Below are 24525 nucleotides of genomic sequence, written 5' to 3' on the forward strand. Positions count from 1 at the left end.
GCAGGGTTTTCCGACCGCCGGCCGTCAGGGTAGGCTGCCCGGATGACCATGCTCAGCGTCAACGTCAACAAGGTGGCCGTGCTCAGGAACTCCCGGGGCGGGGCCCTACCCAGCGTGCTTGCCGCCGCCGAGGCCGCGCTGGTCGCCGGGGCCGGCGGCATCACCGTGCATCCGCGGCCGGACCAGCGTCACATCCGTCCGGACGATGTGTTTGCCCTCGCCGGCCTGGTCGGCGGCCGGGCCGAATACAACCTCGAGGGCAATCCCTTCGCCCCGCCCCGGGACGGTTATCCGGGCTTCCTGGCCCTGGTGGCGGCGGTGCGGCCGCAGCAGGCGACCCTGGTCCCCGATGGCGACGGCCAGCTGACCTCGGACCACGGTTTCGACCTGGCCCGCGATGCCAACAGGCTTCGGCCCTTGGTGGCCGAGCTCAAGGCCCTGGGCACCCGGGTGTCGCTCTTCATGGACGCGGGTGCGCCGAACCTGCATCTGGCGGCCGAGCTGGGCGCGGACCGCATCGAGCTCTATACCGGGCCTTATGCCGAGGCCCATGCCGCCGGCGACGCCTCGGCCGAACTCGCCCGCTGCGCCGCGACGGCGCGTGAAGCGCAGTCGCTGGGCCTGGGGGTGAACGCCGGACACGACCTTGGGCAGGCCAACCTGGGCGATTTCCTGCGCGGCGTGCCTGGCGTGCTGGAGGTGTCGATCGGTCACGCCCTGATCGGCGAGGCGCTGCACGACGGGCTGGGCCCCACCGTGCGCGCCTACCTGGCGATCATCGCCGGAGCGGGCCGCCGCTGAGCCGCGACCCCCGGGTTCAAGGTTCGACCAGGCCGATGTGCTCGATGCCGGCGCGCCGCGCCGTCGCCATCGCGGTGGCGGCCGACTGGTAGTCGGCGTCGGCATCGACGGCGAGCTTGAGCACGCCATCGGGCCGGACCAGACGCCAATCGGCGAGGCTGCGTTCGAGCTCGGGCGGCGTTACCGCCGCGCCGTCGAGGCGGAACAGGTCGCCACGCTCGACCTGCAGCAGGCGGGTTTCGGCCGGGGGCGGCGCTTCCTTCGCCGGGCCGGGCAGGGTCATCGGGATGCGCAGGTCGAGCAATGGCGCGGTGACCATGAAGATGATCAGCAGCACGAGCATGACGTCCACCAGGGGCGTGATGTTCATGTCGGCCATCGTGTCGGACTCGGGTCGTGCGGCGGCGAAAGCCATGGCGCGTCTCCTTCCGGGGTGGTCGATTTCCTTCTACGCCCGGAACGGGTTGCCGCGCAAGCAAAAAAAACGCCGCCCGGAGGCGGCGTTGCTGCAGGGTGCGGGAAGCGGCCTTACTGGCCCGGATCCACGAAAGCGATCTTTTCCATGCCGGAGTTCTTGGCCCGCGAGAGGACCTTGGCCAGCGTTTCGTACTGCGCATCCGGGTCCGTCTCGATCTCCAGCGTCGGCTGGATCGAGCGTTCGGCTTCGACCTCCAGCGACGACTGCAGCACCGAAAGCGGAATCGGCGAGTTGTTCCAGGTGACGGTGCCACCGGCCTCGATCCGCAGGCGGATCGGCTCCGGCGGATCCTTCGGCTGCGGCGGCGGATTGGTGGTGCGCTGCGGCAGGTCGACCTGGATCTGATAGGACAGGGCCGGGGCGGTGACCATGAAGATGATCAGCAGCACCAGCATCACGTCCACGAGGGGCGTGACGTTGATGTCGGCCATCGGGCCGCCGCCGGAGTTGGAGGTGAAAGCCATGCTCGTTGCTCCTCAGCGCTCGGGAGTGGACACGAAGCCCACCTTGCGGATGCCGGCCATACGCACCTGCTTCACCACTTCGGCGATGACGCCGTACTTGGTGATGTTGTCGGCGCGGACGTCGACCTGCGGCTGCGGGGTGCGCTGCGCCAGGATCGCCAACCGGGCGTCGAGAGCGTCGCGGCTGACCGGCTCGTCGTTCCAGTAGATCTTGCCGTTCGCCGTCACCGCGAGGGTGATCGGCGGCTGGTCGATCTTCGGCTTCTCTTCCAGGGTCGCCTGCGGAAGCTCGACCTTGACCTTATGCGACATCAGCGGCGCGGTGATCATGAAGATGATCAGCAGCACCAGCATCACGTCCACCAGGGGCGTGACGTTGATGTCGGCCATCGGGCCGCCACCGGAGGAATTGCTGGAAAAGGCCATGACTGCGGCTCCTGGTTAGACGATGTTCGCTCAGCGCTTGGCCGGCGCGTCGCCGACGCGCGAACCGGTGGCGAAGAAGTCGTGCAGGTCGTGCGCGAAGGTGTCGAACTTGGCGTAGGTGTTGCGATTGGCGCGGACGAAGGCGTTGTACGCCAGCACCGCCGGGATCGCGACGAACAGGCCGAGCGCGGTCATGATCAGCGCCTCGCCGACCGGGCCGGCAACGGCGTCGATGGAGGCCTGGCCGGTCGCACCGATCTTGATCAGCGCGCCGTAGATGCCCCACACGGTGCCGAGCAGACCGACGAAAGGAGCGGTCGCACCGACGGTGGCGAGCCAGGTCAGGCCGTTCTCGAGCTTGGCGCTCTCGCGGGTCACGGCCTGGCGCAGGGCGCGGTCGATGAACTCCGAGCGGTTCAGGGCGTCGACCAGGCGGCTGCCTTCATGGCGCTGGTGGTGGGCGGCGGCCTGGGCGCAGTCGAGGGCGATCTTGGAGAACGGCTCGTTGGCCGGCTGCTCTTCCATGAAGCGAATCGCGTCCTGCGCATTCGGGGTCTCCCAGAAGGTGCGGACGACCGAATCGGCGCGGCTCGCCACCACGGTGTTCTTGATGGCGTTGACCACCGTGTACCACCAGGAACCGAACGACATGATCACCAGGATGATCAGCACGATCCAGGAGACGGCGAACTCGGCCGGGTCGGCCATCATCGCCTTCATCAGGTGGGAGAAGCCCATCTGGGACAGGGCTTCGGCGTTGTTGGCAGCGCCACCCGCGGCAGCGGCGGCGGCGTTGAGGAGGATGTCCTGCAGCATAAGTGTGCCTTTCTTTGTGATTGACCGTTACGGGATGTGGGACTGGGCGTTACGGGGGAGTGAACTTAACGGGGACGAGAACATCGCCACCCACCTTCACACCGTTGCGCGAGCCGGGGTTGAAGCGCCAGCGGCGCGCGGCGTCCATTGCCGCACGGTCGAGGTTGCGATTACGGCTGGAGCGCTGCACGGCGACGTCGAGCACCTGACCGTTGGCGTCGATCGTGACGCGCAGGATCACGGTGCCGCCCACGCCTTCGCGCTGTTCCTTGGCGGGATAGCGCGGCGGGTTCATGGCACGGCCGCTGATGTCCTCGGAAGGCGCGAAGTCGGCCGGGGGCGCGGGCGGCGCGGGCGGGGCCGGCGGCGGAGCCTCGATGTCGATCGGGCTCGGGTCGTCGAACACCACCGGCGGCTCTTCCGGCGGCGGCGGAACCGGCGTCGGCTTGGGCTGCTCGATGATCTTCTGGACCACCTTGGGCGGTTCCGGCGGCGGCGGCGGCGGCGGCGGGGGCGGCGGCGGGGGCTCGATGAAGCTGACCTGGGTCACTTCCTCTTCCGCCTTCTCCAGGTCCGGGGCATTCACCGGGGCCAGCATCAGCATGAAGGCGACCGCGTGGAGCGCGATCGCGAACGCGTTGCCGCCGATGCGTGCCCAGCTGATTCCCTGGGGCTTGTCGTCGTATTTGTAGTTCTTGTCCGTCATGCGGGTGGCGGCTCGAGCTCTCTGGGTCTGCCGGCGTTCAGCCGTGACCCGCCGGGGACCGGCGGGAACTTGTTAGCTTATACCAAGGGGCCTGGTTTACCAACCGATCAACGGCTGATCTGGGCCAGGTTTTTCTGGGCCTGTGACCGGGTGCTCGGATCCTTCGCGGCCTCGCGGTAGGCCGCCTGGGCGGCCGCGACGTTCTCCATGTTGTATTCGGCCCGGGCGATGGTCATCCAGGCTTCGCCGGGGTTCTTCAGACCCTTGGCCAGCGCCTGCTGGCCGGCCGCCTTGGCCTCGGCATTGCGGTCTTCCTGGCCCAGCACCTGGGCCAGGAACAGGGCGAGCTCGCCATCGCTGGCCAGCGGGGCGCCCTTCTGCGCAGCGGCGATCGCGGCCGGAACGTTGTCGCTGAAGTAATGGGCCTGGGCCAGCACGGCATAGGTCTTGCCGTCGGCCGGAAGGATGTTCTTGGCCAGGCCTTCCTCGATCACCGCGGCCGCTTCCTTCTCGCGCTGCATGCCGAAATAGGTGCTGTACAGGCGCTGGTAGTCGTTGGCGTCGGTGAGCATGCCGCGCTGGCGGGCACTGTCGAGCAGCGCGACCGCCTTGTCCTGCATGTCGGCATTGCCGTACAGGGTGGCCAGGTTCATCAGCGCGCGCTTGTCGTCCGGGTTCTTGCGGTGCAGCTCTTCGGCCGTGGCGATGGCGGCGGTGTCGTTGCCGGTCTCGGCGTAGGCCGAAAGCAGCATGTTCATCGACTGCTGGTCCTCGCCGTCGGTCTTGAGCTCGATCGCGCGCTTGAGCGGCGCGATGGCTTCGGCGTACTTGCCGGCGTTGTAGAGGTTGGCTCCCTGGAGCGCGAACACCTCGGGCTTGGTGGTCTTGGTCTCGTCGACCACGCGCTGCAGCAGCACCGCGGCCTCGTCGTTGCGGTCGGTGTTGATGTAGACCGACGCCAGGCTGAGCATCGCCGAGTAGTGGTTGTCGTTCGGCAGGCCGTTCTCGTCGATGGCGCGCTTGAGGTAGTCGATCGCCTGGTCGTCGTTCCCCAGGTCGATGGACGCACTGCCGGCCAGCAGCAGGGCGATGCCGCGGTCGTAGGCCTTGGCCATCTTGTTGTCGAGGATGGCCTGGGCCGCGGCGATCGTCTCTTCTTCCTTGCCGTCGGCGTTGTAGGCGTCCTGCAGCTTCTGGATCTGCTTGGACAGTCGCTGCGTGTAGACCGCCTCCGGCGATTCGCGGGTCGCGTCCGGATAGAGCGCGGCCGCTTCTTCCTTCTTGTCGCGGCGCGCCGCATCCACATCCGTGGCCGACATCGAAGTCACCAGCAGGACGAGCGCCGCCAGCTTGAGGGGGTGCAGAGAATTCATAAAAACTCCTTTCAACCGCGCCCGGCGCGGTCATGGGCCAACTAGGGTAACGGGGAACGCGCCGCCGGCTCAAGCCAAGGCTTGGCCGGAATTCCCCTTCGCCCCCGTACTGACATCTCTTGGGCGCAAGCTTGCCGGCTGGCGCGGAGCACGATCTTAAAACGGCGTTAAGAAGCGCGGCGCCGTTCAGCCGGTGGTGGGAAAGTTCGCCAGCGCGAAGGCGACACGCTCGGCCGGATCCCTGGACATGCCGCCCCGGTCGCGCAGCGCCTCGACCTTGCGCAGGCGGTGCTCGAGTCCGTTGCCGTTGGCCATCTGGATGGCCAGGCCGGGGCGGGCATTGAGTTCGAGGATCAGCGGGCCCTTGTCGCGGTCGAGCACGAAGTCCACGCCCACGTAGCCCAGGCCCGACAGCTCGTAACAGCGCGAGGCCATCTGCAGCAGGCTGTTCCAGTGCGGGATGTTGAGGCCGACGATGCTGTGTTCGGTGTCGGGATGGTCGCGGATGATCTCGGTGCCCCAGACGCCGCGTTTGGTCTTGCCCGTCGGGATGTCGATGCCGACGCCGATCGCGCCCTGGTGCAGGTTGGCCTTGCCGTCGGACAGGCGGGTGGGCAGGCGGATCATCGCCATCACCGGGTAACCCAGGAACACGATGATGCGTATGTCCGGCACACCCTTGTAGCTGACGTTGTCAAAGACCGGGTCGAACTGCACGCAGTATTCGACGATCAGGTGGTCGGGCTGGCCGCCGAGCGAGAACAGGCCGGAGAGGCCGTTCGACAGATGGTGTTCGAACTCCTCGCGGCTCATCAGCGAACCGTTGGCGCGCCGGTACTTGTCGCCGCGTCGGCCCGAGATCACGAGGATGCCGTCGCCGCCGGAGCCATGCGCGGGTTTCACGACGAAACTTTCGCGGCACTTTAGCTTCTCGTGCAGCTCGGCGATCTCGTGTTCCTCGCGGACCACGGCGTACAGGTCCGGCACGGGCAGGCCGGCCTGCAGGGCCAGCTTCTTGGTCAACAGCTTGTCGTCCACACGCGGATAGAACTTGCGTGGGTTGTGCATCAGCACGTAGTGGGCGTTGCGCTGGCCTATGCCGACCAGGCCGATCTGGCGCAGGCGCTTGGCGACCCGGAAGGGATTGAACCAGCCCACGGCGTCAGGCCTTGGCGTCCGGGGTGGCGGTGTCGGTCGCGTCGCTGGCGGCCGGCGGCGGCACGATCGGATCGGGTTCGCGGGCGAGCGCGCGGAAGCGGAACAGCTCGTTGAGGCGGTAGCCCGAGTAGCGACCCAGCAGCAGCGCCAGGGCGAACAGCACCAGCAGCGTCTCCGGGTAGACGAACACCAGGTGCTCCAGCGGCGGCCAGCTCATCACCACGTAGGCGAGCGCCGCGACGATCAGGGTGCCGATGCCTTCGCGGATCGCGGTGCCGGCGCCGCGTTCGTCCCAGGCCACCGACATGCGCTCGATGGTCATGGCCATGATGACCATCGGGAACAGCGCCACGGACAGGCCGACCTCGATGCCCAGGCGGTTCGACAGCACGCTGACCGCAGCCATCAGCAGCACGACGAGGATCAGGATCGCGGTCAGACGCGGCACCAGCAGCAGGCGCAGGCGCTCGAGGTAGAAGCGCACCAGCAGGCCGAAGCCGACGACCACCACGAACAGCGAGATGCCCGCGACCAGGGCGGTCTCGCGGAAGGCCAGGGCGATCAGCACCGGCATGAAGGTGCCGTAGGTCTTGATGCCGACCAGGTTGCGCAGCAGCAGCATGATGAAGGCGCCGATCGGCACCATCAGCAGGATGCGGTAGGTCTCCTGCGCCTGCAGCGGCAGGCTCAGCAGCGAGTAGCGCACCAGGTTGGCGTCCTGCACTTCCAGCCGGCGCTCGGCGGTGGCCATGGCGTCGGCCAGATTGCGGCTGACGGTGAACATCAGTGCGGACGGCGGCTCACCCTCGATCGACAGAAGCGGCTTGCCGCTGGCACTCCAGGTGAACAGGTCGGGCGGCGTGCCTTCGGCGGCGGTGCGCGGATCGAGCGTGGCCCAGGCCAGGCCGTCGTGCACGATCAGCCAGGTCTGCATCTTCGCTTCGAGGTCGGCGTCGGCGTCGGTGAGCTGGATGCCGTAGATCACCCGCGCCGGAATGTTGCGCGTGGCCAGCAGCTGCACGATGAACTCGCTGCGGGCGACGTCGTCCTGGCCGTAACGTTCGGCCAGCAGCTTGACCTCTTCGCTCAGCTCGCCGCTTTCGCCGAGGCGGCGCACCAGCTCGCGGGCGAAGGTGACGGTGTTGGACGAGCGGTCGCGCACCTGATCGAGCAGGGTCTGCGCGGCGGTGGCGTAGGGTTCCTCCAGCACCGGTGGTTCGCCGATCAGCGGGTCGAAGTCGAGCCCGGCCTGCTGGTGGTCGTCGGCGCGCACGATGGTGGCGCGGTAGTACAGGTCCTGCTCGCCCAGCGCGCGCCGGATCGCCCACTGCACTTCGCGGCCGTCGCTGTTGGCTTCCTCGAGCTGCGAGTAGTTGCGGGCGACGAAACGTTCGTCGAGCACGGTGTAGCCAGGCGTGTTCGCCGGGAGCTGCAGGGTGACGGTGTTGGCGCCCTTGCGCGGCTGGAACTCGACGTGCGCCTGCACGGTCCAGACCTGGACCTGCGCGTTGGGCTGCAGCGGGAACTTGAGCACGCTCCACTTGTAGTACATCGCGGCGAACGCGACCGCGACGATCGCGAAGGCCAGCAGGTAAAGGTGGCGTTTGCTCATGTTGTTCCGGTGTCCCCGTGCGCGGCGTCGGGCCCGCTTCTTGTCGGTCGGGGCGGGCGTCGCGGCAGTTTACATGACCGGCCGGAAGCCGGAACGGGCGGGCCGGGGCCCGCCCGCCGGGGTCAGACGTCGAGGTTGGCGACGCGCAGGGCGTTGTCTTCGATGAACTCGCGGCGCGGTTCGACCACGTCGCCCATGAGGGTGGCGAAGATCTGGTCGGCGGCGACGGCATCCTCGATGCGCACCTTGAGCAGGCGGCGCGTCTCCGGGTTGACCGTCGTGTCCCACAGCTGCTCCGGATTCATTTCGCCCAGGCCCTTGAAGCGCTGGATGGTGCGGCCCTTCTTGGCTTCCTCGAGCAGCCATTCCTGGGCCTGCACGAAAGTGGACACCGGCTGCTGCTTGCCGCCGCGCGACACGCTGGCGCCGGGCTGCAGCAGGCCGTGCAGGGCGCTGGCCACTTCCGTGACCATGCGCAGTTCGCCGCCCAGCAGCTGGCTCGCGGCCAGCGCCTGGGTGGACGCCAGGCCGTGGTGCTGGCGGTGCACCAGCAGCGCACCGGAATGGCCTTCGCCGGCGGCCGGTTGCACGGTGAAACTGTAGCGCGCACGGCCCAGGCCGGTCGCGTTGAGGCGGCGTTCGAGCTCGCGGCACCAGGCGTCGAGGCGGCCTTCGGCGGCGAAGTCGTCGGCGCTCAACGGCGCCATTTCCATCATCGCCTCGAGCACCGGCGGATCGATGCGGTGGGCGAAGCGGGCGATGGTCTCGCGCGCGGCGACGAAGTCGAGCAGCAGCTTTTCCAGCGCGGTGCCGGTGATCGGCGGCGCACCTTCGGCCGGGCGCAGCTCGGCGTTTTCGACCGCGTTGTTGGCAAGATAGGCGTTGAGCGCGCCGTCGTCCTTGAGGTACTGCTCGTTCTTGCCCTGCTTGATCTTGTACAGCGGCGGCAGGCCGATGTAGACGTGGCCGCGCTCGATCAGCTCCGGCATCTGCCGGTAGAAGAAGGTCAGCAGCAGAGTGCGGATGTGCGAGCCGTCGACGTCGGCGTCGGTCATCAGGATGATGCGGTGGTAGCGCAGCTTGTCCGGGTTGTACTCGTCCTTGCCGATGCCGGTGCCGAGCGCGGTGATCAGCGTGCCGACTTCCGCGGACGCGAGCATGCGGTCGAAACGCGCGCGTTCGACGTTGAGGATCTTGCCCTTGAGCGGCAGGATCGCCTGGGTCTTGCGGTTGCGACCCTGTTTGGCGGAGCCGCCGGCCGAGTCACCCTCGACGATGAAAAGTTCCGACAGCGCCGGATCCTTTTCCTGGCAGTCGGCGAGCTTGCCCGGCAGTCCGGCGATGTCGAGCGCGCCCTTGCGGCGGGTGAGGTCGCGGGCCTTGCGCGCGGCTTCGCGCGCACGCGCGGCGTCGACGATCTTTCCGGCGATCGCGCGCGCTTCGTTCGGACGCTCCTGCAGGAATTCCTCGAGCTTCTGGCCGATGACGGCTTCCACCGCCGGGCGCACTTCCGAGCTGACCAGCTTTTCCTTGGTCTGCGACGAGAAGCTCGGGTCGGGCACCTTCACCGACAGCACGGCGATCATGCCTTCGCGCATGTCGTCGCCGCTCAGCGCGACCTTGGCCTGCTTGGCGATGCCGTTCTGTTCGATGTAGTTGGTCAGCGTGCGGGTGAGCGCAGCGCGGAAACCCTGCAGGTGGGTGCCGCCGTCCTTCTGCGGGATGTTGTTGGTGAAGCAGAACATCGTTTCCTGGTAGGCGTCGGTCCACTGCAGGGCGATGTCGACGGTGATACCGTCCTTTTCGCCGCTTGCGGAGATAACCGATTGATGCAGCGGGGTTTTTAGTGCCGCAAGGTGTTCCACGAAGCTGCGGATGCCACCTTCGTACTCGAACAGGTCGCGCTTGCCGTCGGCGCGCTCGTCGATCAGCTCGATCTTGACGCCCGAGTTGAGGAAGCTCAGCTCGCGCAGGCGCTTGGCCAGGATGTCGTAGTGGAACTCGGTGTCGGTGAATATCTCCGGGTTCGGCAGGAAGCGCAGCTCGGTGCCGCGCTTGGCCGACGGGCCGACCACCTTGAGCGGATACACCGGTTCGCCGACCGCGTATTCCTGCTGGTGATGCTGGCCGTCGCGCCAGATGTCGAGCCACAGCTTCGAGGAGAGCGCGTTGACCACGGACACGCCGACGCCATGCAGGCCACCGGACACCTTGTAGCTGTTGTCGTCGAACTTACCGCCGGCGTGCAGCACGGTCATGATGACCTCGGCCGCGGACACGCCCTCTTCCTTGTGGATGTCGACCGGGATGCCGCGGCCGTTGTCCGACACCGAGCAGGACCCGTCGTTGTGCAGGGTCACGATCAAGTGGTCGCAGTGGCCGGCCAGAGCTTCGTCGATGCCGTTGTCCACGACCTCGAAGACCATGTGGTGCAGGCCGGTACCGTCGTGCACATCGCCGATGTACATGCCGGGACGCTTGCGGACCGCTTCCAGGCCGCGCAGGACGGTGATCTTGCTGGAATCGTAGGTGCTGTTCGGGGCTTGCGGCAGGTTCGGGGTATCGGTCATTGCGGGGGCAGTCTCGCGTTGGTCCACGCTGGGGCGTTCGACCTCCCGGAGGGACGGCCGCGCGCCTATAAATAATGTGTGCCGAGTATACCGCGCAGGCGGGCGGCTGGCGCAGCCTGGGCCGGCCTCAGCGCCGGGTCAGCTGGCCGCGTTCCACGTGGAACACGGCGTTGGCTGTCAGGCCTTCGGGCAGATCGGGGGTTTCCGTGGCGGTCAACAGCACCTGGGCGCCCGAGGCCAGCACCGAAGCCAGGGCCTGGTGTTGATGGGGTCGGTCCAGCTCCGAACCAAGGTCGTCCAGGCAGACCAGCGGCCATTCCCCCCGGTCGGCGGCAAAGGCGCGGGCCTGGGCCAGCACACAGGCCAAGGCGGTCAGTTTCTCTTGGCCGCGCGACAGGGCCTCGCGGCCGGGCAGGCCCAGATAGTCCACCCGCCAATCGGCGCGGTGAGGCCCCTGGGAGGTGTAGCCCAAGGCCAGGTCGCGCTCCCGGCCCAGCAGCAGGGCGTCCTCCAGGGAGCTCTCGTCGCGGCGCCAGCCGGGCAGGAACCGCAGGCCCGCCGCCCCGAGCTCCGGCAGGAACTCCCCGGCCGTGGCCACCAGTACCGGCTCCAGCCGGGCGAGGTAGTCGGCGCGCAAGGCGCTCAGGGTTTCCCCGGCCTCGGCCAGCTCCCGGTCCCAGGGCACCAGGGCAGACGCCGCCGGGCCGCGCTTTAGCAGGGCGTTTCGCTGCTTCAGGGCGCGGGCATACCGCCGCCAGACCGGCAGGAAGCCCGGTTCCACGTGGAACAGCGCCCAGTCCAGAAACCGGCGCCGGTGCTCGGCGCCGCCGGCGATCAGCTCGTGGCTGCCCGGTTCGAAGGTCACCACGGCCAGTTCGGCGCAGAGTTCGGTCAGGCTGGGGGCGGGGGCGCCGTCCAGGCGGGCCTCCCAGTCGCCCCCGGCGTGGCGCAGGCCGGCCCGGCGGGGACGGCCCTGCCCGTCCAGCCATTCGGCGTACAGCTCCAGGTTCGGGCTGCCGCTGCGGATCAGGCCGTCCCGCACCCGGCCGCGGAAGGAGCGGCCATAGCCCAGCAGGTGCACGGCCTCGATCAGGCTGGTCTTGCCGGCGCCGTTGCCGCCGGTGATCAGGTTCAGGCCGGGGGCGGGGCGGAACTCGGCCAGCTCCAGGCAGCGCAGCCGGCGGATGTCGAGCCGGGTCAGCTGCACGCGGGGCCTCCTGGCGGCGGCGCCAGGCCATCGGGCCCGCGCGAACCCAGGGCTTCAAAACGGCACCGCCCGGCACGGGCCGGGCGGTGAGGGGGAACGGAACGCGCCCGGGTCACAGCCGCAGCGGCATCACCACGTGGCGGCTGCGCTCGTGGCTGGCCTCGCGGACCAGGGCCGAGGAGTTGGCGTCGCGCAGGTTGATGATGACGTGCTCCTCGCGCAGGGCGCTCAGGGCGTCCAGCAGGTAGGTGACGTTGAAGCCGATGGACAGGCCGTCGACCTTGGTTTCGGCCTCGACTTCTTCCTGGGCCTCTTCCTGCTCCGGGTTGTGCGCGACGATGCGCAGCTGGCCCGGGCTGATCTCCAGCTTCACGCCGCGGTACTTCTCGTTGGACAGGATCGCGGCGCGCTGCAGGGCGGCCCGCAGGACCTCGCGGTCCACCTTCACTTCCTTGTCGGCGCCGATCGGGATCACCGCGTCGTAGTCCGGGAAACGGCCGTCGATGAGCTTGGAGGTGAAGGTCACGTCCTCCCGGCGCATGCGCAGGTGGTTGCGGCCGACTTCCAGCTCGACCTCGCGGTCGCCGCCCTCGAGCAGGCGCTGCAGCTCCAGCACGCCCTTCCGGGGCAGGATGATCTGCTTGCGGGTCTGGGCACCGGCCGGCAGCGGGGCTTCACACAGCGCCAGACGATGGCCGTCGGTGGCCACGCAGCGCAGCGAGGTCTCGCGCAGGTCCAGCAGCAGGCCGTTGAGGTAATAGCGCACGTCCTGCTGGGCCATGGCGAACGCGGTGCGCTCGATCAGCTCCTTGAGCGCGGCTTCCGGAACCCGGATGCGTTCCACCAGGTCCAGGTCCTCGACCGCTGGGAAATCGTTGCCGGGCAGGGTGGCCAGGGTGAAGCGGCTGCGGCCGGCCTGGACGGTGACCTTCTCGGCCGCCTGGCTGATGGTGACGCGGCTGCCGTCGGGCAGGGCGCGCACGATCTCGAACAGCTTGCGCGCCGGGATGGTCGTTTCGCCGGCCTGGGCGTCGTCCACGTCGGTGCGCGCGACCATCTCGACCTCGAGGTCGGTGCCGGTCATCGAGAGCTTGTGGCCTTCGACGCTGACCAGCAGGTTGGCCAGAACGGGCAGGGTCTGCCGGCGTTCGACCACGTTCACGACCTGCTGAAGGGGTTTGAGCAGAACTTCTCGCGTCAGGCTGAAACGCATGCGGATCCCCAAGCTCCAAAGAGTGGATATAACAAAAAACTGGTGGTGGTAGAGCCGCGAAAAACGCCGGATAACACCATCAACGCATTGAATCTATTAGGTTTTCAGCCAGCGACAAGCGTGTGGGTCAGGCCCCCGGGGCACCGGGACAAGCTGTGGATAGTTTTTTGCCGTTTCCGGCGTCCCCAACTTGTCCACAGGCCGTCCCCAAACGGGTTCCACGGCTCATTCGCTCAACTTGCGCAGCAGCTTGTCCCAGTCCTCGCGCAGCTTGCCGTCCAGTTCGCGCAGTTCGCGCATCACCTTGCAGGCGTGCATCACGGTGGTGTGGTCGCGGCCACCGAAGGCATCGCCGATCTCGGGCAGGCTGTGCTCGGTCAGTTCCTTGGAAAGGGCCATCGCCATCTGCCGCGGGCGCGCCAGGGAGCGCGTCCGCCGCTTCGACAACAGGTCCGCCATGCGCAGCTGATAGTAGTCTGCCACGGTCTTCTGGATATTGCTGATCGACACGGCCTGCTGCTGGGCCCGCAGCAGGTCGCGCAGGGTCTCCTGGGCGAATTCGGCGGTGATCGGCTTGGCCATGAAGTTCGAGCGCGCCGCCAGGGTGTTGAGCGCGCCTTCCAGGTCGCGCACGTTCGAACGCATGCGCTTGGCGATCAGGTAGGCGACGTCGTCCGGGATCTTGACCCCGCGCTCGACCGCCTTGGCGGTGATGATGGCCGCGCGGGTCTCGAAGTCGGGCGGTTCGATCGCCACGCTCAGGCCCCAGGTCAGGCGGGTCTTGAGCCGCGTTTCCAGGTTCTCCACCTCGCGCGGGTAGCGGTCGCAGGTGAGGATGATCTGCTGCTTGCCGTCGAACAGGGCGTTGAAGGTGTGGAAGAACTCCTCCTGCGTGGTGTTCTTGCCGGCGAAGAACTGGATGTCGTCGATCAGCAGCGCGTCCACCTGCTGGAACTGGCGCTTGAACTGGTCCATCGACTTGTCCTGCAGCGACTTCATCATCGCGCTGAAGAACTGCTCCGAGCGCAGGTAGAGCACACGCATGCCGGGGTTGTTCTTCCGCATCAGGTTGCCGGCGGCGTACATCAGATGGGTCTTGCCCAGGCCCGAACCGCCGTAGAGCAGCAGCGGGTTGTAGGCGCGGCCCGGGTTCTGGGCCACCTGCAGCGCGGCGGCGCGGCCGAGCTGGTTGCTGCGGCCCTCGACGAAGTTGTCGAAGGTGTAGTGGCTGTCGAGGTTGCCGGCGAACTCCACCGGCGGCGCGGCCGGCCGGGAGCCGCCCGCGGCCGGCGCCGGCGCCGCTTCGGCGCGCTTGATCGAGCCCACGGCGACGGCCACCGGGGCCGGTCCGCCGACGAAGTGGACCATCAGCTCGCGGATGCGGGCCAGGTAGTGTTCGCGCACCCGGTCCACCACGAAGGCGTTGGGGGCGTAGAGGGTCAGGCCGTCGGCGTGGGCCTCGGCCTGCAGGGGGCGGAGCCAGGTGTGGACCTCGTCCGCCGGCAGTTCGGCTTCCAGTCGTTCCAGGCAGCGGGGCCAGGCAGCATCCATGTTCAAGCGAAAGTCCAAGCGACAGCGGCGCCGGGGCGCTGCTGTGGATAAGTGGTCGGGGGCGCAGTCTAGCGCCGCGGGGCAGCGCCCGCCATGCCGATTTGGCTTGACGGCCCAGGGGGAGGATGGCTATAGTCCGCGGTCTTTTCCGCCCAAAACTTCAACCGGGGTGCCACCATGGCCACCAAGCGTACCTACCAGCCCAGCAACCTCAAGCGTAAGCGTGACCACGGCTTCCGCGCCCGCATGAAGACCGCCGACGGCCGCAAGGTGCTGTCGCGTCGTCGTGCCAAGGGCCGCGCCCGCCTGGCGGTCTGACCCCGTTGCCGCCGGGTTCCCGGCGGCGACTCGCGGGTTGTTCCCCGGGACCGTGATGACGCTCCCACCCGCGGCACCGAGCCCGTTCCCGCCCAGTGCGCGCCTGCGCGCTTCCGCCGAGTTCCAGGCGGTGTTCAAGGCGGGGCGCAAGCTCTCCAGCTCACACCTGAAGCTGCATGCCCACGTCCGGGCCGAGGCCACCGCGCCACGGCTCGGCGTAGCCGTGTCCAAGAAGGTCGACAAGCGCGCGGTCGGCCGCAACCGCATCAAGCGGCTCGCGCGTGAAGTCTTCCGCGACCAGCGCGCCGCGCTGCCGGCCGGCGACTATGTGCTGATCGCCCAGCCCGGCGCCGCGAAACTTGAATCCGGCGAGCTTCGCACCCAGTTCCTGCAGCTGCTGGAACGTGCCCGGTCGTTGAAGCCCGCGGCCACGCCCGGCACAATGCCGGCCTCCCCGGGCGCGTGCGAACGCCCCGCCTCCGATTCCTGACCGAGACCCCCTGCGCGGCCCCGGCTCTCCCGCCGGCGCCCGCCGCCTGCCCATGAACCAGACCCGCTCCTTCCTGCTGATCGCCTGGCTCTTTGTCGCCGTCCTGCTGTTCATGGAATGGAACAAGGGTCCCGTGGCGCCCGCTGTCGTCGACGCCCCGGCCACCGCGAGCCTGCCTACCGCCGGCGAGACTCCGTCGGCAGCGGCCCTGCCCTCGGCTGGCGCGGTCCCGGTCGCTCCGGCCGGTACGCCGCCGACCGCCGCACCGGCCGCGGCGACGCTCGCGCCGATCACCGTCACCACCAATGTGCTGCGCCTGCAGCTCGATCCACGCGGCGGCAACCTGGTCGGCGCCGACCTGTTGGCCTACCCGGTCACCAAGGAGCAGCCGGACACCAAGGTGCGCCTGCTCGACAGCACCACCGCGCACTACTCCGTGGCCCAGTCCGGCCTGCTGGCCACCGCCGGCAGCAGCGCGCCCAACCACGAGGCGGTCTTCCGCACCGAGGACGGCCGCAGCGACTACCGCCTGGCCGACGGCGCGCAGACCCTGGAAGTGCCCCTGGTTTGGACCGACGCCGCCAGCGGCGTGACCGTGCGCAAGACCCTGGTGCTCGAGCGCGGCTCCTACGCCATCACCCAGCGCCTGGAGATCCGCAACCAGGGCGCGCAGCCGTGGAGCGCCTCGCCCTACGAACAGCTGCAGCGCGTGGTGCCGCCGGAGAAGTCGAGCACGTCCGGCCTCACCAATCCCGAGGCCTACAGCTTCGTCGGCGCCGCCTGGTACAGCCCGTCGGAGAAGTTCGAGAAGATCGCCATCGCCGACCTGTTCGAAGACGGCGCGCAGTCGCGCGACGTCACCGGTGGCTGGATCGCGATGCTGCAGCACCACTTCGTGCTGGCCTGGGTGCCGAACAAGGCCGAGGCGCAGCGTTTCGAGATGGCGCCCCTGCCCGACAACAACCGCTACCTGGTGCGCGGCGTCAGCGCGCCGATCCAGGTCGCGCCGGGCCTGAGCACCACGCGCGAGTCCGTGCTGTGGGTCGGCCCGAAGCTGCAGAAGCAACTCGAGCAGATCGCCCCCGGCCTGAAGCTGACGCTGGACTACGGCATCTTCACCTTCCTCGCCCAGCCGATGTTCGACTACGTGCTCAAGCCGCTGCACGACCTGACCGGCAACTGGGGTTGGGCGATCATCCTGACGGTGCTGATCATCAAGATCGCGCTGTACTGGCTGTCGGCCAAGCAGTACCGCAGCTTCGCCAAGATGCGCGCGATCCAGCCGCGCATCGAGGCGCTGAAGGAGCGTTACGGCGACGACAAGCAGAAGTTCCAGATGGCGATGATGGAGCTGTACAAGAAGGAGAAGGTGAACCCGGCGGCCGGCTGCCTGCCGATCCTGGTCACCATCCCGGTCTTCATCGCGTTGTACTGGATGCTGCTCGAGAGCGTCGAGATGCGCCAGGCACCGTGGATCGGCTGGATCCAGAACCTGACCGCGCCGGATCCGTACTTCATCCTGCCGGCGATCAACCTGGCGGTGATGTACCTGACCCAGAAGATGACGCCGACGCCGGGCATGGACCCGATGCAGAAGAAGATCATGACCTTCATGCCGCTGGTGTTCGGCGTGATGATGGCCTTCTTCCCGTCCGGCCTGGTGCTGTACTGGTGCACCAACGGCATCCTGGGCCTGCTGCAGCAGTGGGTGATCACCAAGCGCCACGGCGACAAGCCGGAAGCGGGCACCCCGGTCGCCGCGAAATAAACCGGGCGCCCCGCGCCGCAGGCACGAAGGGAGGCGGGAAACCGCCTCCCTTTTTCTTTGCGCGGCCGCGCCCGTGATTCCGGCGGCCGGGTTTTCTGCCACCATTCCGGCATGAGCTCCCGCGACACCATCGCCGCGATCGCCACCGCCGCCGGCGCCGCCGGCGTCGGCATCGTGCGCCTGAGCGGGCCCGGCTGCCGGGCCATCGCCGCCACCCTGCTGGGCCGCGCGCCGCAGCCCAGGCACGCGCACTACCTGCGCTTCCGCGACGGCGACGGCGAGCTGATCGACGACGGCCTGCTGATCCATTTCCCGGCGCCGCATTCCTACACCGGCGAAGACGTGCTCGAACTGCAGGGCCACGGCAGCCCCGTGCTGCTGGCGCGTCTGCTGCGCCGCTGCCTCGACCTCGGCGCGCGCGCCGCGCGGCCCGGCGAATTCACCGAACGCGCGTTCCTGGAAGGCCGGCTGGACCTCGCCCAGGCCGAAGCCGTGGCCGACCTGGTAAGCGCCGGCAGCGACGCCGCGGCGCGTGCAGCCCGGCGTTCGCTGGAGGGCGAGTTCTCGCGGCGCGTGGACGCCGTCGTCGACGGGCTGACCGGGCTGCGCGTCTGGATCGAGGCCGCGCTCGATTTCCCGGAAGAGGAAGTGGACTTCCTGGCCGCGCCCGAACTGCGCGATCGCCTGCAGACCGTCGCCGGCGAGCTCGCCGCGCTGCGCGCCGCCGCCGAACGCGGCAAGCGCCTGGTGGATGGCCTGCACGTGGTGATCGCCGGCGCGCCCAATGCCGGCAAGTCGTCCCTGCTCAATGCGCTGGCCGGCGAAGAGCGCGCCATCGTCACCGACATCGCCGGCACCACCCGCGACCTGCTGCGCGAGCGCATCGTCGTGGACGGCATCGAACTCACCCTGGTCGACACCGCCGGCCTGCGCGACACGCCCGAACGCGTCGAGCAGGAAGGCATCCGCCGCGCCCGCGCCGAACTCGCGCGCGCCGACCTGGTGCTGGCCGTGCTCGACGACAGCCGCGCCGACGCCGCCGCGCTGCCGCTCCCCGACGGCGTGCCGGTGCTGTGGCTGCACAACAAGTGCGACCTGAGCGGACATTCAGTGGCGGCCGAACGCCGCGGCGATGGCCGGCACCTGTGGCTGTCGGCGCAGACCGGCGACGGCCTCGACCTGCTGCGGCGCGAACTGCGCGAGGCCGCGGGCCAGGGCGAAGGCAGCGACGGCGCCTTCAGCGCCCGCGCCCGTCACCTCGAGGCGCTGGACCGCGCGGCCGCCTGGCTCGAACGCGCCGCGACCCAGCTGCACCACGGCGCCGGCGAACTCGCGGCCGAAGAACTTCGCCAGGCCCAGGACGCGCTGGGCGAGATCACCGGCCGCGTCGACGCCGATGCGCTGCTGGGGCGGATCTTCAGCAGCTTCTGCATCGGCAAGTAGCGCGGCTCAGGGCGTTTCGGTCTTCTCGAAGCGCCAGAACGGCCCGCGTTCGCCCTCTTCGCCGACCAGGCCCTCGCGCCGCCCCGCCGGCAGGCTGTGCCGCAGCAGGTTGAGGATGTCGCGGATCACTGGCTTGGATTCGACGAAGTAGGAATGCGCGAGGATGCTTTCGTCCACGCCCGAGGCGTCGATGGTCTCCAGGCCCGGCAGCACCACCAGGCCGTCGCCGCTGTCGCCGGCGCGGGCGTAACCATGCACTTCCTTCGAAGCCTTCAGCGCCAGGTCGTTGGACGAGGCGTACAGCGTCACGCGCTGGCCGGCCTGGCGCAGCGCCGGCACCAGGTCGCGGCGGAAGACTTCGGCGTCGACGTCCGGCGCCGCGAGGATGATCTCGCGGAAACGCCCGCGCAGGTCCGGACGCTCGAGCATCAGCATCTGCAGCGCGCGCGTCAGGCCGCGGTTGCCCATGCTGTGCGCGATCAGGTACAGGTTCTCGGCGTCCGACTTCTCGGCGAAGTCGACCAGGAACTGCTTGATGTGGGCGGTGGACCATTCGATGTTCGATTCGTCCACCGTGTAGCCGGTCAGCGCCGCCTGCGAGGGCCAGCTGTAGAACACCGGCGCGCCGTCGAAGGAGAGGTCGTAGGCCATCTGCGCGGTGCGCCGCGCCGCGTCGGCGAAGCTGACGTTGTAGCCGTGCACGAACAGGAAGGCGTTGCGGCCGCCGGAGCGGGCCACGCGGTCTGACAGCTCGCGGAAGAACAGCGGGCCGCTGCGCCGCGTCACCGACATCAGCACCACGTGCCGCGACGGATCCTCGCTGAACTCCAGCCGCCACACCGACGGCGCCTCGAGCAGGCCGGGCACGTGCCCGCGCGGGATGCTGACCTCGGCCAGGCCGTAGTCGAGCTTGCCGCGCGCGCCGCCGTAACGTTCGGCCGGTGGGAGGTTGGCGAAGTCGTCCGCGGCGGCGCGGTCGGTGGCGTAGAACACGCGCATCGTCGCGTAGTTCTTGTCGGGGTCGATCGGCGGCCGCGCCGGCTGGGGCTTCGCGGCGGCGCGCCGCGGAGGCACCGGGCGCGCCCCGGCGGGCAGGGGCCTCGGGCGGACAGCGGCGGGCGGTGCGCTGGTACTGGCCTGCGCAGCGGCGCGGCGTGCGGCCTCGGCCCGGGCGGCGTCCGCGGCCTGGCGCTGCGCGGCTTCTGCCTGGGCAGCCCGTGCCGCGCGTTCGCGGGCCATCTCCGCCTGCGCCTGTTCGGTCGCCTGGGCTGGCGGCGGAGGGGGAGGGGGCGGAGGCGGAGGCGGAGGCGGGACCGGCTCAGGGCTGGGCGCGGGTGCCGAGGTGGGCTCGGGCAGGGGCGGAGTCTCCGCGACCTTGGCCCGGGTTCCCATGCAGGCGACCAGCAGCAGGATGGCCAGGACCAGCAGGCCAAGTCGAACGAGCTTCAAGGCGATCTCCCCCCGGGATCACGGTGTTGGCGGGAGCTTACGCGATGCCCGGCCGGACGGCCGGGCCAATATGGCCCTATTCTGTGGCGCGCATCGCGCTTCGATACGCGGGCGCCTTGACAAACCGGCCAAAGTCTTATGTGCTGAAGGTCATGTTTTGTTCATCTTTTTCCAGGGGAAAGCCATGATCGCTGCGACCACCTCCTCCACCCGCGCCCTGAGCTGGGGTATCGCCCTTGCCCTCGGCCTGGGCCTGGCGGCCTGTTCCAAGGACGAGCCCGCGCCCGCCGAAGGCGAGCAGGCTGCCGCACCGGCCCAGCCGGCCGGTCCGTCCGCCGAGGAAGTCGCTGCGCAGCAGGCCGCCCAGGCTGCCCAGGCCGCGCTCGCCGCCCTGAGCCCGGAAGAGCTGCGCAGCCGCGGCAGCCAGGCGCTGCGCGAACAGCGCCTGTACGCCCCGGCCGGCGACAACGCCATGGAGTACTACCTGGCCCTGCGCGAGAAGAGCGACAAGCCGGACGCCTCGGCCGAAAGCGCCCTGATCGACCTCATGCCCTACGCCATCATCGCCGCCGAGCAGGCCATCGGCCGCGAGGACTTCACCGAAGCCGAACGCCTGCGCGCCCTGATCGAGAAGACCGACGCCCAGGCCCCGGCGCTGCCGCGCATCAAGGACTCCATCGCCAAGGGCCAGGCCGGCGCCGCCGACCGCGCGGCCCAGGAAGTGGCCCGCGAAGAGCAGCGCCTGCGCGACGCCGAAGCGGCCGCCCAGCGTGCCGCCGCCGAAGCTGCCGCTGCGGCCGCCGCCCCGGCCACGCCGACGCCCGCCCCGGCCCAGCCGGAGCCGCAGCCGGCCGCGACCCAGCCCGCCACGCCGCCGCCGGCCGCGCAGCCGACGCCCGCGCCGGTCGCCGCCACCCCGCCGCCCGCGCCGCGCGCCAGCACCCCGGTCGGCGTGCGCACGCCGCAGCCGCCGTACCCGCGCGCCGCCGCCCGTGCCGGCATCACCGGCGAAGTGACGGTCGAGATCAGCATTGCCGCCAACGGCAGCGTTTCGAACGTGCGCATCGTGCGCGCCCAGCCGCGCGGCGAGTTCGACCGCGAAGTGATCCAGACGGTGCGGGGCTGGCAGTTCGAGCCCATGGACGCGCCGGCCACGCTCACGCGCACCTTCACCTTCCGTCCGTAAGGCGGAAGCTGCCGCAAAAAAAGGCCCGGCATTGCCGGGCCTTTTGTTTTTCCGCGAAGAACCGGCCGCCTAGGCCGACACCGCCAACTGCTCCCGGTGGTAGATCCGGACCGCCACCCACACCAGTGCCGCCGCCAGCACCAGGCTGGCGCCAAAGCTCAGGGCGAAGCGCGTCAACTCGACCACTTCGCCGCGCGCCAGCTCCATGATCAGCACGTTCTGCGACAGAAGCGGCACCGCCGCCATCCACATCTCGGCCTTCATCGGATTGATCATCAGGATCACCGAGGGCAGCATCGGCAGCAGCATCAGCAGCGACAGGTAGGTCTGCGCCTCGCGGTAGCTCTTGGCGTAGGCGGCCACGATCGTCTGCAGCGCCGCGAACACCATCACCAGCGGCACCATCAGCAGGCCGGCGCGCAGGATCAGGCCGGCGCCGAAGTCGACCTTCATGCCCAGGCGGTCGAGCGGGATGTACTGGAAGGCGATCGCGAACATCACCAGGCTCAGCATCATGCTCACCATCGCGAAGCCGAAGGTGGCGCCGAGCTTGCCCAGCACGATCTGCGCACGCGTGGCCGGATTGGCCAGCAGCGGCTCCAGCGACTGCCGCTCGCGTTCGCCGGCGGTGGTGTCGATGGCCAGGTACATGCCGCCGAGGAAGGCGCCGAGCACCAGCAGGTAGGGCAGGAAGCTCAGCAGCTGGCCGGCGCGCTGCTGGGTGCTGGCCAGGTCGTGCTCGTCCACCACCACCGGCGACAGGATCGCCGGGTGCAGGCCGCGCGCCGCGACGCGCAGCGCCGAGGTCTGGCGGCCGTAGCCTTCCAGCAGGCCGGTGAGTCGCGCCACCGGTGCGCGGCTGTCCTGGTCGGAGCTGTCGAACAGCACTTCCACCTGTGCGGTCTCGCCCGCGCGCCAGTGTTCGGCGTAGTTGGCGGGAATGCTCAGCACCACCTTGGCGTCGCGGCCGCGGATCGCCTTCTCGGGATCGGCCGGCGCCGCCTGCACCACCACCGACTGCCGCTCGAGCCAGTCGACCAGGTTGGGCGCGTTCTCGGCGCCGACCACCGGCACCTCCAGCGGCTTGTCGGCGCTCTTGAGCTGCTTGGTGATGATGAAGCCCATCATCATCGCGAAGAACACCGGGCCCAGCAGCGGGCCCATCACCAGCGCGTTCACGACGGTCTTCTTGTCGCGCAGGTTCTCGGTGACTTCCTTGAGGAATACAGTCCAGGCCGCGTTCATGCCATCAGTCCTTCTTCGGTGCCGATCGCCTTGACGAAGGCGTCTTCGAGATTGCTTTCGCCGGTCATCGCCCGCAGCTCGTCGGCGGTGCCTTCGGCCACGACCTGGCCGCGGGCGATGATGACGATGCGGTCACACAGCGCCGCGACCTCCTGCATGATGTGGCTGGAGAACAGGACGCAGCGGCCCTCGGCCTTGAGCTGCAGCAGGAAGCGCCGCATCGCCCGCGTCGCCATCACGTCCAGGCCGTTGGTCGGCTCGTCCAGGATCACGTTGCGCGGGTCGTGCACCAGGGCCCGCGCGATCGCGGTCTTCACACGCTGGCCCTGCGAGAAGCCCTCGGTGCGGCGGTCGATGATGTCGCCCATGTCCAGCGCTTTCGCCAGCGCTTCGGTGCGTTGCGCGATCAACGCGTCGTCCAGCCCGTGCAGGCGGCCGAAGTAGCGGATGTTCTCGCGGCTGCTCAGCCGCTTGTACAGCCCGCGCGAATCCGGAAGCACGCCCAGGCGGCGGCGCACGCCGGTCGGGTCCACCGTGGCGTCGACGCCGTCCACCAGCACCTGTCCGCGGTCGGGTTTCATCAGGGTGTAGAGCATGCGCAGCGACGTCGTCTTGCCGGCGCCGTTGGGGCCGAGCAGGCCGGTGATCTGGCCGTCGGCGGCGGTGAAGCTCACACCGTCGACCGCCTTCACGGCGCCGAAGGCCTTGTGCAGGTCGCGGACCTCGATCATGGCTCGGCTCCGTTGTAGTTGATGAAGAAGGGCGTGGCGCCCAGCGCGTCCAGGCACGATGCGTCCAGGCCCTTGGGGTCGAGCTTGTCGACGAACTCCGCCGCCAGCCGCGGCGTGCAGCCGCGCGAAAGCAGGATGTGGCCCTGGCCCTTGCCGACCAGGTGGCGCGCGTTCGGAAGCGACGCCAGCACCTGCTCGCCGTAGCGCGGCGGCGTCACCGGATCGAACTCGCCCGAAAGCAGCAGCACCGGCGTGTCGGTCTTGAGCGGCGCGTTGAAGTCCTCCGCCACCGGGCCCTTGGGCCAGACCGCGCACTGGTTCAGCGTCACGCCGACGATGGCATTTCCCAGGATCAGGTCCTTGTCCTGGTCGCGGTTGCCCAGCCGGGCGGCGTCCTCGGCGCAGATCACCGACAGCTGCATGCCGTGGTTGATCATGCCGGCCAGCGAGTCGTACACCAGCGCGGCCTGTGCGACCAGCGACTGCGGACGGCCCTTGAGCGCCTCGTCGACCAGCAGCGGCAGCAATGCCGCGGTTTCCGGGCTGTAGGCGAACAGGCGGGCGATGGTGGCGACGGCGGACTCGTCGAGCTTGAGCTCCCGGCCCTGGTTCGTCAGCGGATCGCGCATCGCCACCGCCAGCGGAGTGGCGCGGGCCTGGTCGCGCAGCTGGTAGAGGCGCTGGTACGGGTCGCCGAAGGCGGCGGCGCAGGCCGGCTGGTCGGCGCAGCGGGCCAGGATGGCCTTGAGCGTCGTCTCGAGGTTGATGCTGTGCTCGCTGCCCAGCGCCAGCTCCGGCGGCACCACGCCGTCGAGGATGATGCTGCGCACGGCTTCCGGATACTGGCGCGCGTACTGCTGCGCCATGCGCGTGCCGTAGGAGCCGCCGTAGAGGTTGAGCTTCGGCGCGCCGAGCGCGAGGCGCAGCGCCTCGATGTCGCCGGCGGCGACGGTGGTGGTGTACTGCGCCACATCGGCGTCGATGCGCGCCAGGCAGTCCTTCGCCATCTGCGTCTGCGCGGCCGGGTCCGTGGCCAGCGATTCGTCCATCTCGTCCGGGAACTCGCAGGCCAGGCGATGCGTGCCGCCGGTGCCGCGCTGGTCCACGAAGACCAGGTGGCGCTTGTCGCGCAGCCGCGCGAACGCGCCCGCCATGCCGGCATAACTCTCGGTGGCCGACTGGCCCGGGCCGCCGGCGAAGAAGATCACCGGGTCGGGCTGCGGTTCGGCGGCGCGCGAGGCGACCAGGGCCACCTTGAGCGACAGCTTGCGGCCCTCGGGTTTGGCCGGATCCTCGGGAACCTCGAGCAGCGCGCACTCGGCGCGCGTGGTGGCGCCGGTGCCGGGCTGCGCCAGTTCGCAGGGCGTGAATTCCAGGCTGCCCAGCGTGCGTGCCGATACCGGCAGCGACAGCAGGAGCAGGGCGCATGGCAACAGTGTTCGCATGGCGACCTCGGGTGTGGAACGGACGGACTCAGACCAATAGACGGTCCGGCGCGGAAAAGGTGACAGCGGCGGCGC

22 protein-coding genes are annotated in these 24525 nt (G+C 69.3%); 6 read left to right on the forward strand and 16 right to left on the reverse strand.

What is annotated here, in order from left to right:
* Positions 1–42: 42 nt before the first annotated feature.
* Entirely contained in the window at positions 43–801 is a 759-nt protein-coding gene (locus E1B00_RS13650; protein ID WP_139449691.1) for a pyridoxine 5'-phosphate synthase, read from the forward strand.
* Positions 802–817: 16 nt separating this feature from the next.
* Here the strand turns inward: E1B00_RS13650 and E1B00_RS13655 are convergent, their stop codons facing one another.
* From E1B00_RS13655 to dnaA, 12 genes are all read right to left on the reverse strand, one after another.
* Positions 818–1216: an ExbD/TolR family protein gene (locus E1B00_RS13655; protein ID WP_139449693.1), complete on the reverse strand. Its 399-nt coding sequence runs from the start codon at positions 1214–1216 to the stop codon at positions 818–820.
* Between the two features lie 113 nt (positions 1217–1329).
* Positions 1330–1743: an ExbD/TolR family protein gene (locus tag E1B00_RS13660; RefSeq protein WP_139449694.1), complete on the reverse strand. Its 414-nt coding sequence runs from the start codon at positions 1741–1743 to the stop codon at positions 1330–1332.
* 12 nt (positions 1744–1755) lie between these two features.
* Complete coding sequence (locus E1B00_RS13665) at positions 1756–2169, reverse strand: ExbD/TolR family protein (protein WP_139449696.1); 414 nt, start codon at positions 2167–2169, stop codon at positions 1756–1758.
* A 30-nt stretch (positions 2170–2199) separates the two neighbouring features.
* Positions 2200–2985: a MotA/TolQ/ExbB proton channel family protein gene (locus tag E1B00_RS13670; protein WP_139449698.1), complete on the reverse strand. Its 786-nt coding sequence runs from the start codon at positions 2983–2985 to the stop codon at positions 2200–2202.
* 49 nt (positions 2986–3034) lie between these two features.
* Positions 3035–3691 carry an energy transducer TonB gene (locus tag E1B00_RS13675; protein ID WP_139449701.1) on the reverse strand — a complete coding sequence of 219 codons (657 nt, stop codon included), beginning with the start codon at positions 3689–3691 and terminating at the stop codon, positions 3035–3037.
* A gap of 107 nt (positions 3692–3798) precedes the next feature.
* Positions 3799–5064, reverse strand: coding sequence for a tetratricopeptide repeat protein (locus tag E1B00_RS13680; RefSeq protein WP_139449703.1), 1266 nt, complete (start codon positions 5062–5064; stop codon positions 3799–3801).
* A 186-nt stretch (positions 5065–5250) separates the two neighbouring features.
* The gene (locus E1B00_RS13685) at positions 5251–6222 is read right to left on the reverse strand and encodes an alpha-L-glutamate ligase-like protein (protein WP_139449705.1); all 972 of its coding nucleotides are present in this window, start codon (positions 6220–6222) and stop codon (positions 5251–5253) included.
* A 4-nt stretch (positions 6223–6226) separates the two neighbouring features.
* Complete coding sequence (locus E1B00_RS13690) at positions 6227–7834, reverse strand: UUP1 family membrane protein (protein WP_139449707.1); 1608 nt, start codon at positions 7832–7834, stop codon at positions 6227–6229.
* A 122-nt stretch (positions 7835–7956) separates the two neighbouring features.
* Positions 7957–10404: a DNA topoisomerase (ATP-hydrolyzing) subunit B gene (gene gyrB, locus E1B00_RS13695; protein WP_139449709.1), complete on the reverse strand. Its 2448-nt coding sequence runs from the start codon at positions 10402–10404 to the stop codon at positions 7957–7959.
* 127 nt (positions 10405–10531) lie between these two features.
* A complete protein-coding gene (recF, locus tag E1B00_RS13700; protein ID WP_139449711.1) occupies positions 10532–11611 on the reverse strand; it encodes a DNA replication/repair protein RecF in 1080 nt (359 codons plus the stop codon).
* 112 nt (positions 11612–11723) lie between these two features.
* Complete coding sequence (gene dnaN, locus E1B00_RS13705; RefSeq protein WP_139449712.1) at positions 11724–12824, reverse strand: DNA polymerase III subunit beta; 1101 nt, start codon at positions 12822–12824, stop codon at positions 11724–11726.
* A 225-nt stretch (positions 12825–13049) separates the two neighbouring features.
* Entirely contained in the window at positions 13050–14375 is a 1326-nt protein-coding gene (dnaA, locus tag E1B00_RS13710; RefSeq protein ID WP_139449714.1) for a chromosomal replication initiator protein DnaA, read from the reverse strand.
* Between the two features lie 177 nt (positions 14376–14552).
* Here dnaA and rpmH point away from each other — a divergent pair, with 177 nt between their 5' ends.
* From rpmH to mnmE, 4 genes are all read left to right on the forward strand, one after another.
* The gene (gene rpmH, locus E1B00_RS13715) at positions 14553–14693 is read left to right on the forward strand and encodes a 50S ribosomal protein L34 (RefSeq protein ID WP_043805469.1); all 141 of its coding nucleotides are present in this window, start codon (positions 14553–14555) and stop codon (positions 14691–14693) included.
* Between the two features lie 55 nt (positions 14694–14748).
* Complete coding sequence (gene rnpA, locus E1B00_RS13720; RefSeq protein ID WP_139449716.1) at positions 14749–15183, forward strand: ribonuclease P protein component; 435 nt, start codon at positions 14749–14751, stop codon at positions 15181–15183.
* A 52-nt stretch (positions 15184–15235) separates the two neighbouring features.
* Entirely contained in the window at positions 15236–16951 is a 1716-nt protein-coding gene (gene yidC / locus E1B00_RS13725) for a membrane protein insertase YidC (RefSeq protein ID WP_139449718.1), read from the forward strand.
* Between the two features lie 111 nt (positions 16952–17062).
* Positions 17063–18394, forward strand: a complete 1332-nt coding sequence (mnmE, locus tag E1B00_RS13730) for a tRNA uridine-5-carboxymethylaminomethyl(34) synthesis GTPase MnmE (RefSeq protein ID WP_139449720.1) — start codon at positions 17063–17065, stop codon at positions 18392–18394.
* A gap of 6 nt (positions 18395–18400) precedes the next feature.
* Here mnmE and E1B00_RS13735 read toward each other — a convergent pair whose 3' ends face one another.
* Complete coding sequence (locus tag E1B00_RS13735) at positions 18401–19633, reverse strand: alpha/beta hydrolase (protein WP_220396294.1); 1233 nt, start codon at positions 19631–19633, stop codon at positions 18401–18403.
* A 394-nt stretch (positions 19634–20027) separates the two neighbouring features.
* On the opposite strand from E1B00_RS13735, the gene E1B00_RS13740 reads away from it, so the two are divergent.
* A complete protein-coding gene (locus tag E1B00_RS13740) occupies positions 20028–21029 on the forward strand; it encodes an energy transducer TonB (RefSeq protein WP_342774296.1) in 1002 nt (333 codons plus the stop codon).
* A 69-nt stretch (positions 21030–21098) separates the two neighbouring features.
* Here the strand turns inward: E1B00_RS13740 and E1B00_RS13745 are convergent, their stop codons facing one another.
* Genes E1B00_RS13745 through E1B00_RS13755 form a run of 3 tightly spaced genes read right to left on the reverse strand, consistent with a single transcriptional unit; the run spans position 21099 to position 24450 of the window.
* Positions 21099–22274: an ABC transporter permease gene (locus tag E1B00_RS13745; protein ID WP_139449722.1), complete on the reverse strand. Its 1176-nt coding sequence runs from the start codon at positions 22272–22274 to the stop codon at positions 21099–21101.
* On the reverse strand, positions 22271–23005 hold the full coding sequence (locus tag E1B00_RS13750) for an ABC transporter ATP-binding protein (RefSeq protein ID WP_139449724.1): 735 nt from the start codon (positions 23003–23005) through the stop codon (positions 22271–22273). Before E1B00_RS13750 ends, E1B00_RS13745 begins: the two co-directional genes overlap by 4 nt.
* Complete coding sequence (locus E1B00_RS13755; protein WP_139449726.1) at positions 23002–24450, reverse strand: alpha/beta hydrolase; 1449 nt, start codon at positions 24448–24450, stop codon at positions 23002–23004. Before E1B00_RS13755 ends, E1B00_RS13750 begins: the two co-directional genes overlap by 4 nt.
* Between the last annotated feature and the right edge of the window lie 75 nt (positions 24451–24525).

Origin of the sequence: Arenimonas terrae (assembly GCF_006265115.1) — a bacterium.
GTDB classification, from domain to species: Bacteria; Pseudomonadota; Gammaproteobacteria; order Xanthomonadales; family Xanthomonadaceae; genus Arenimonas; species Arenimonas terrae.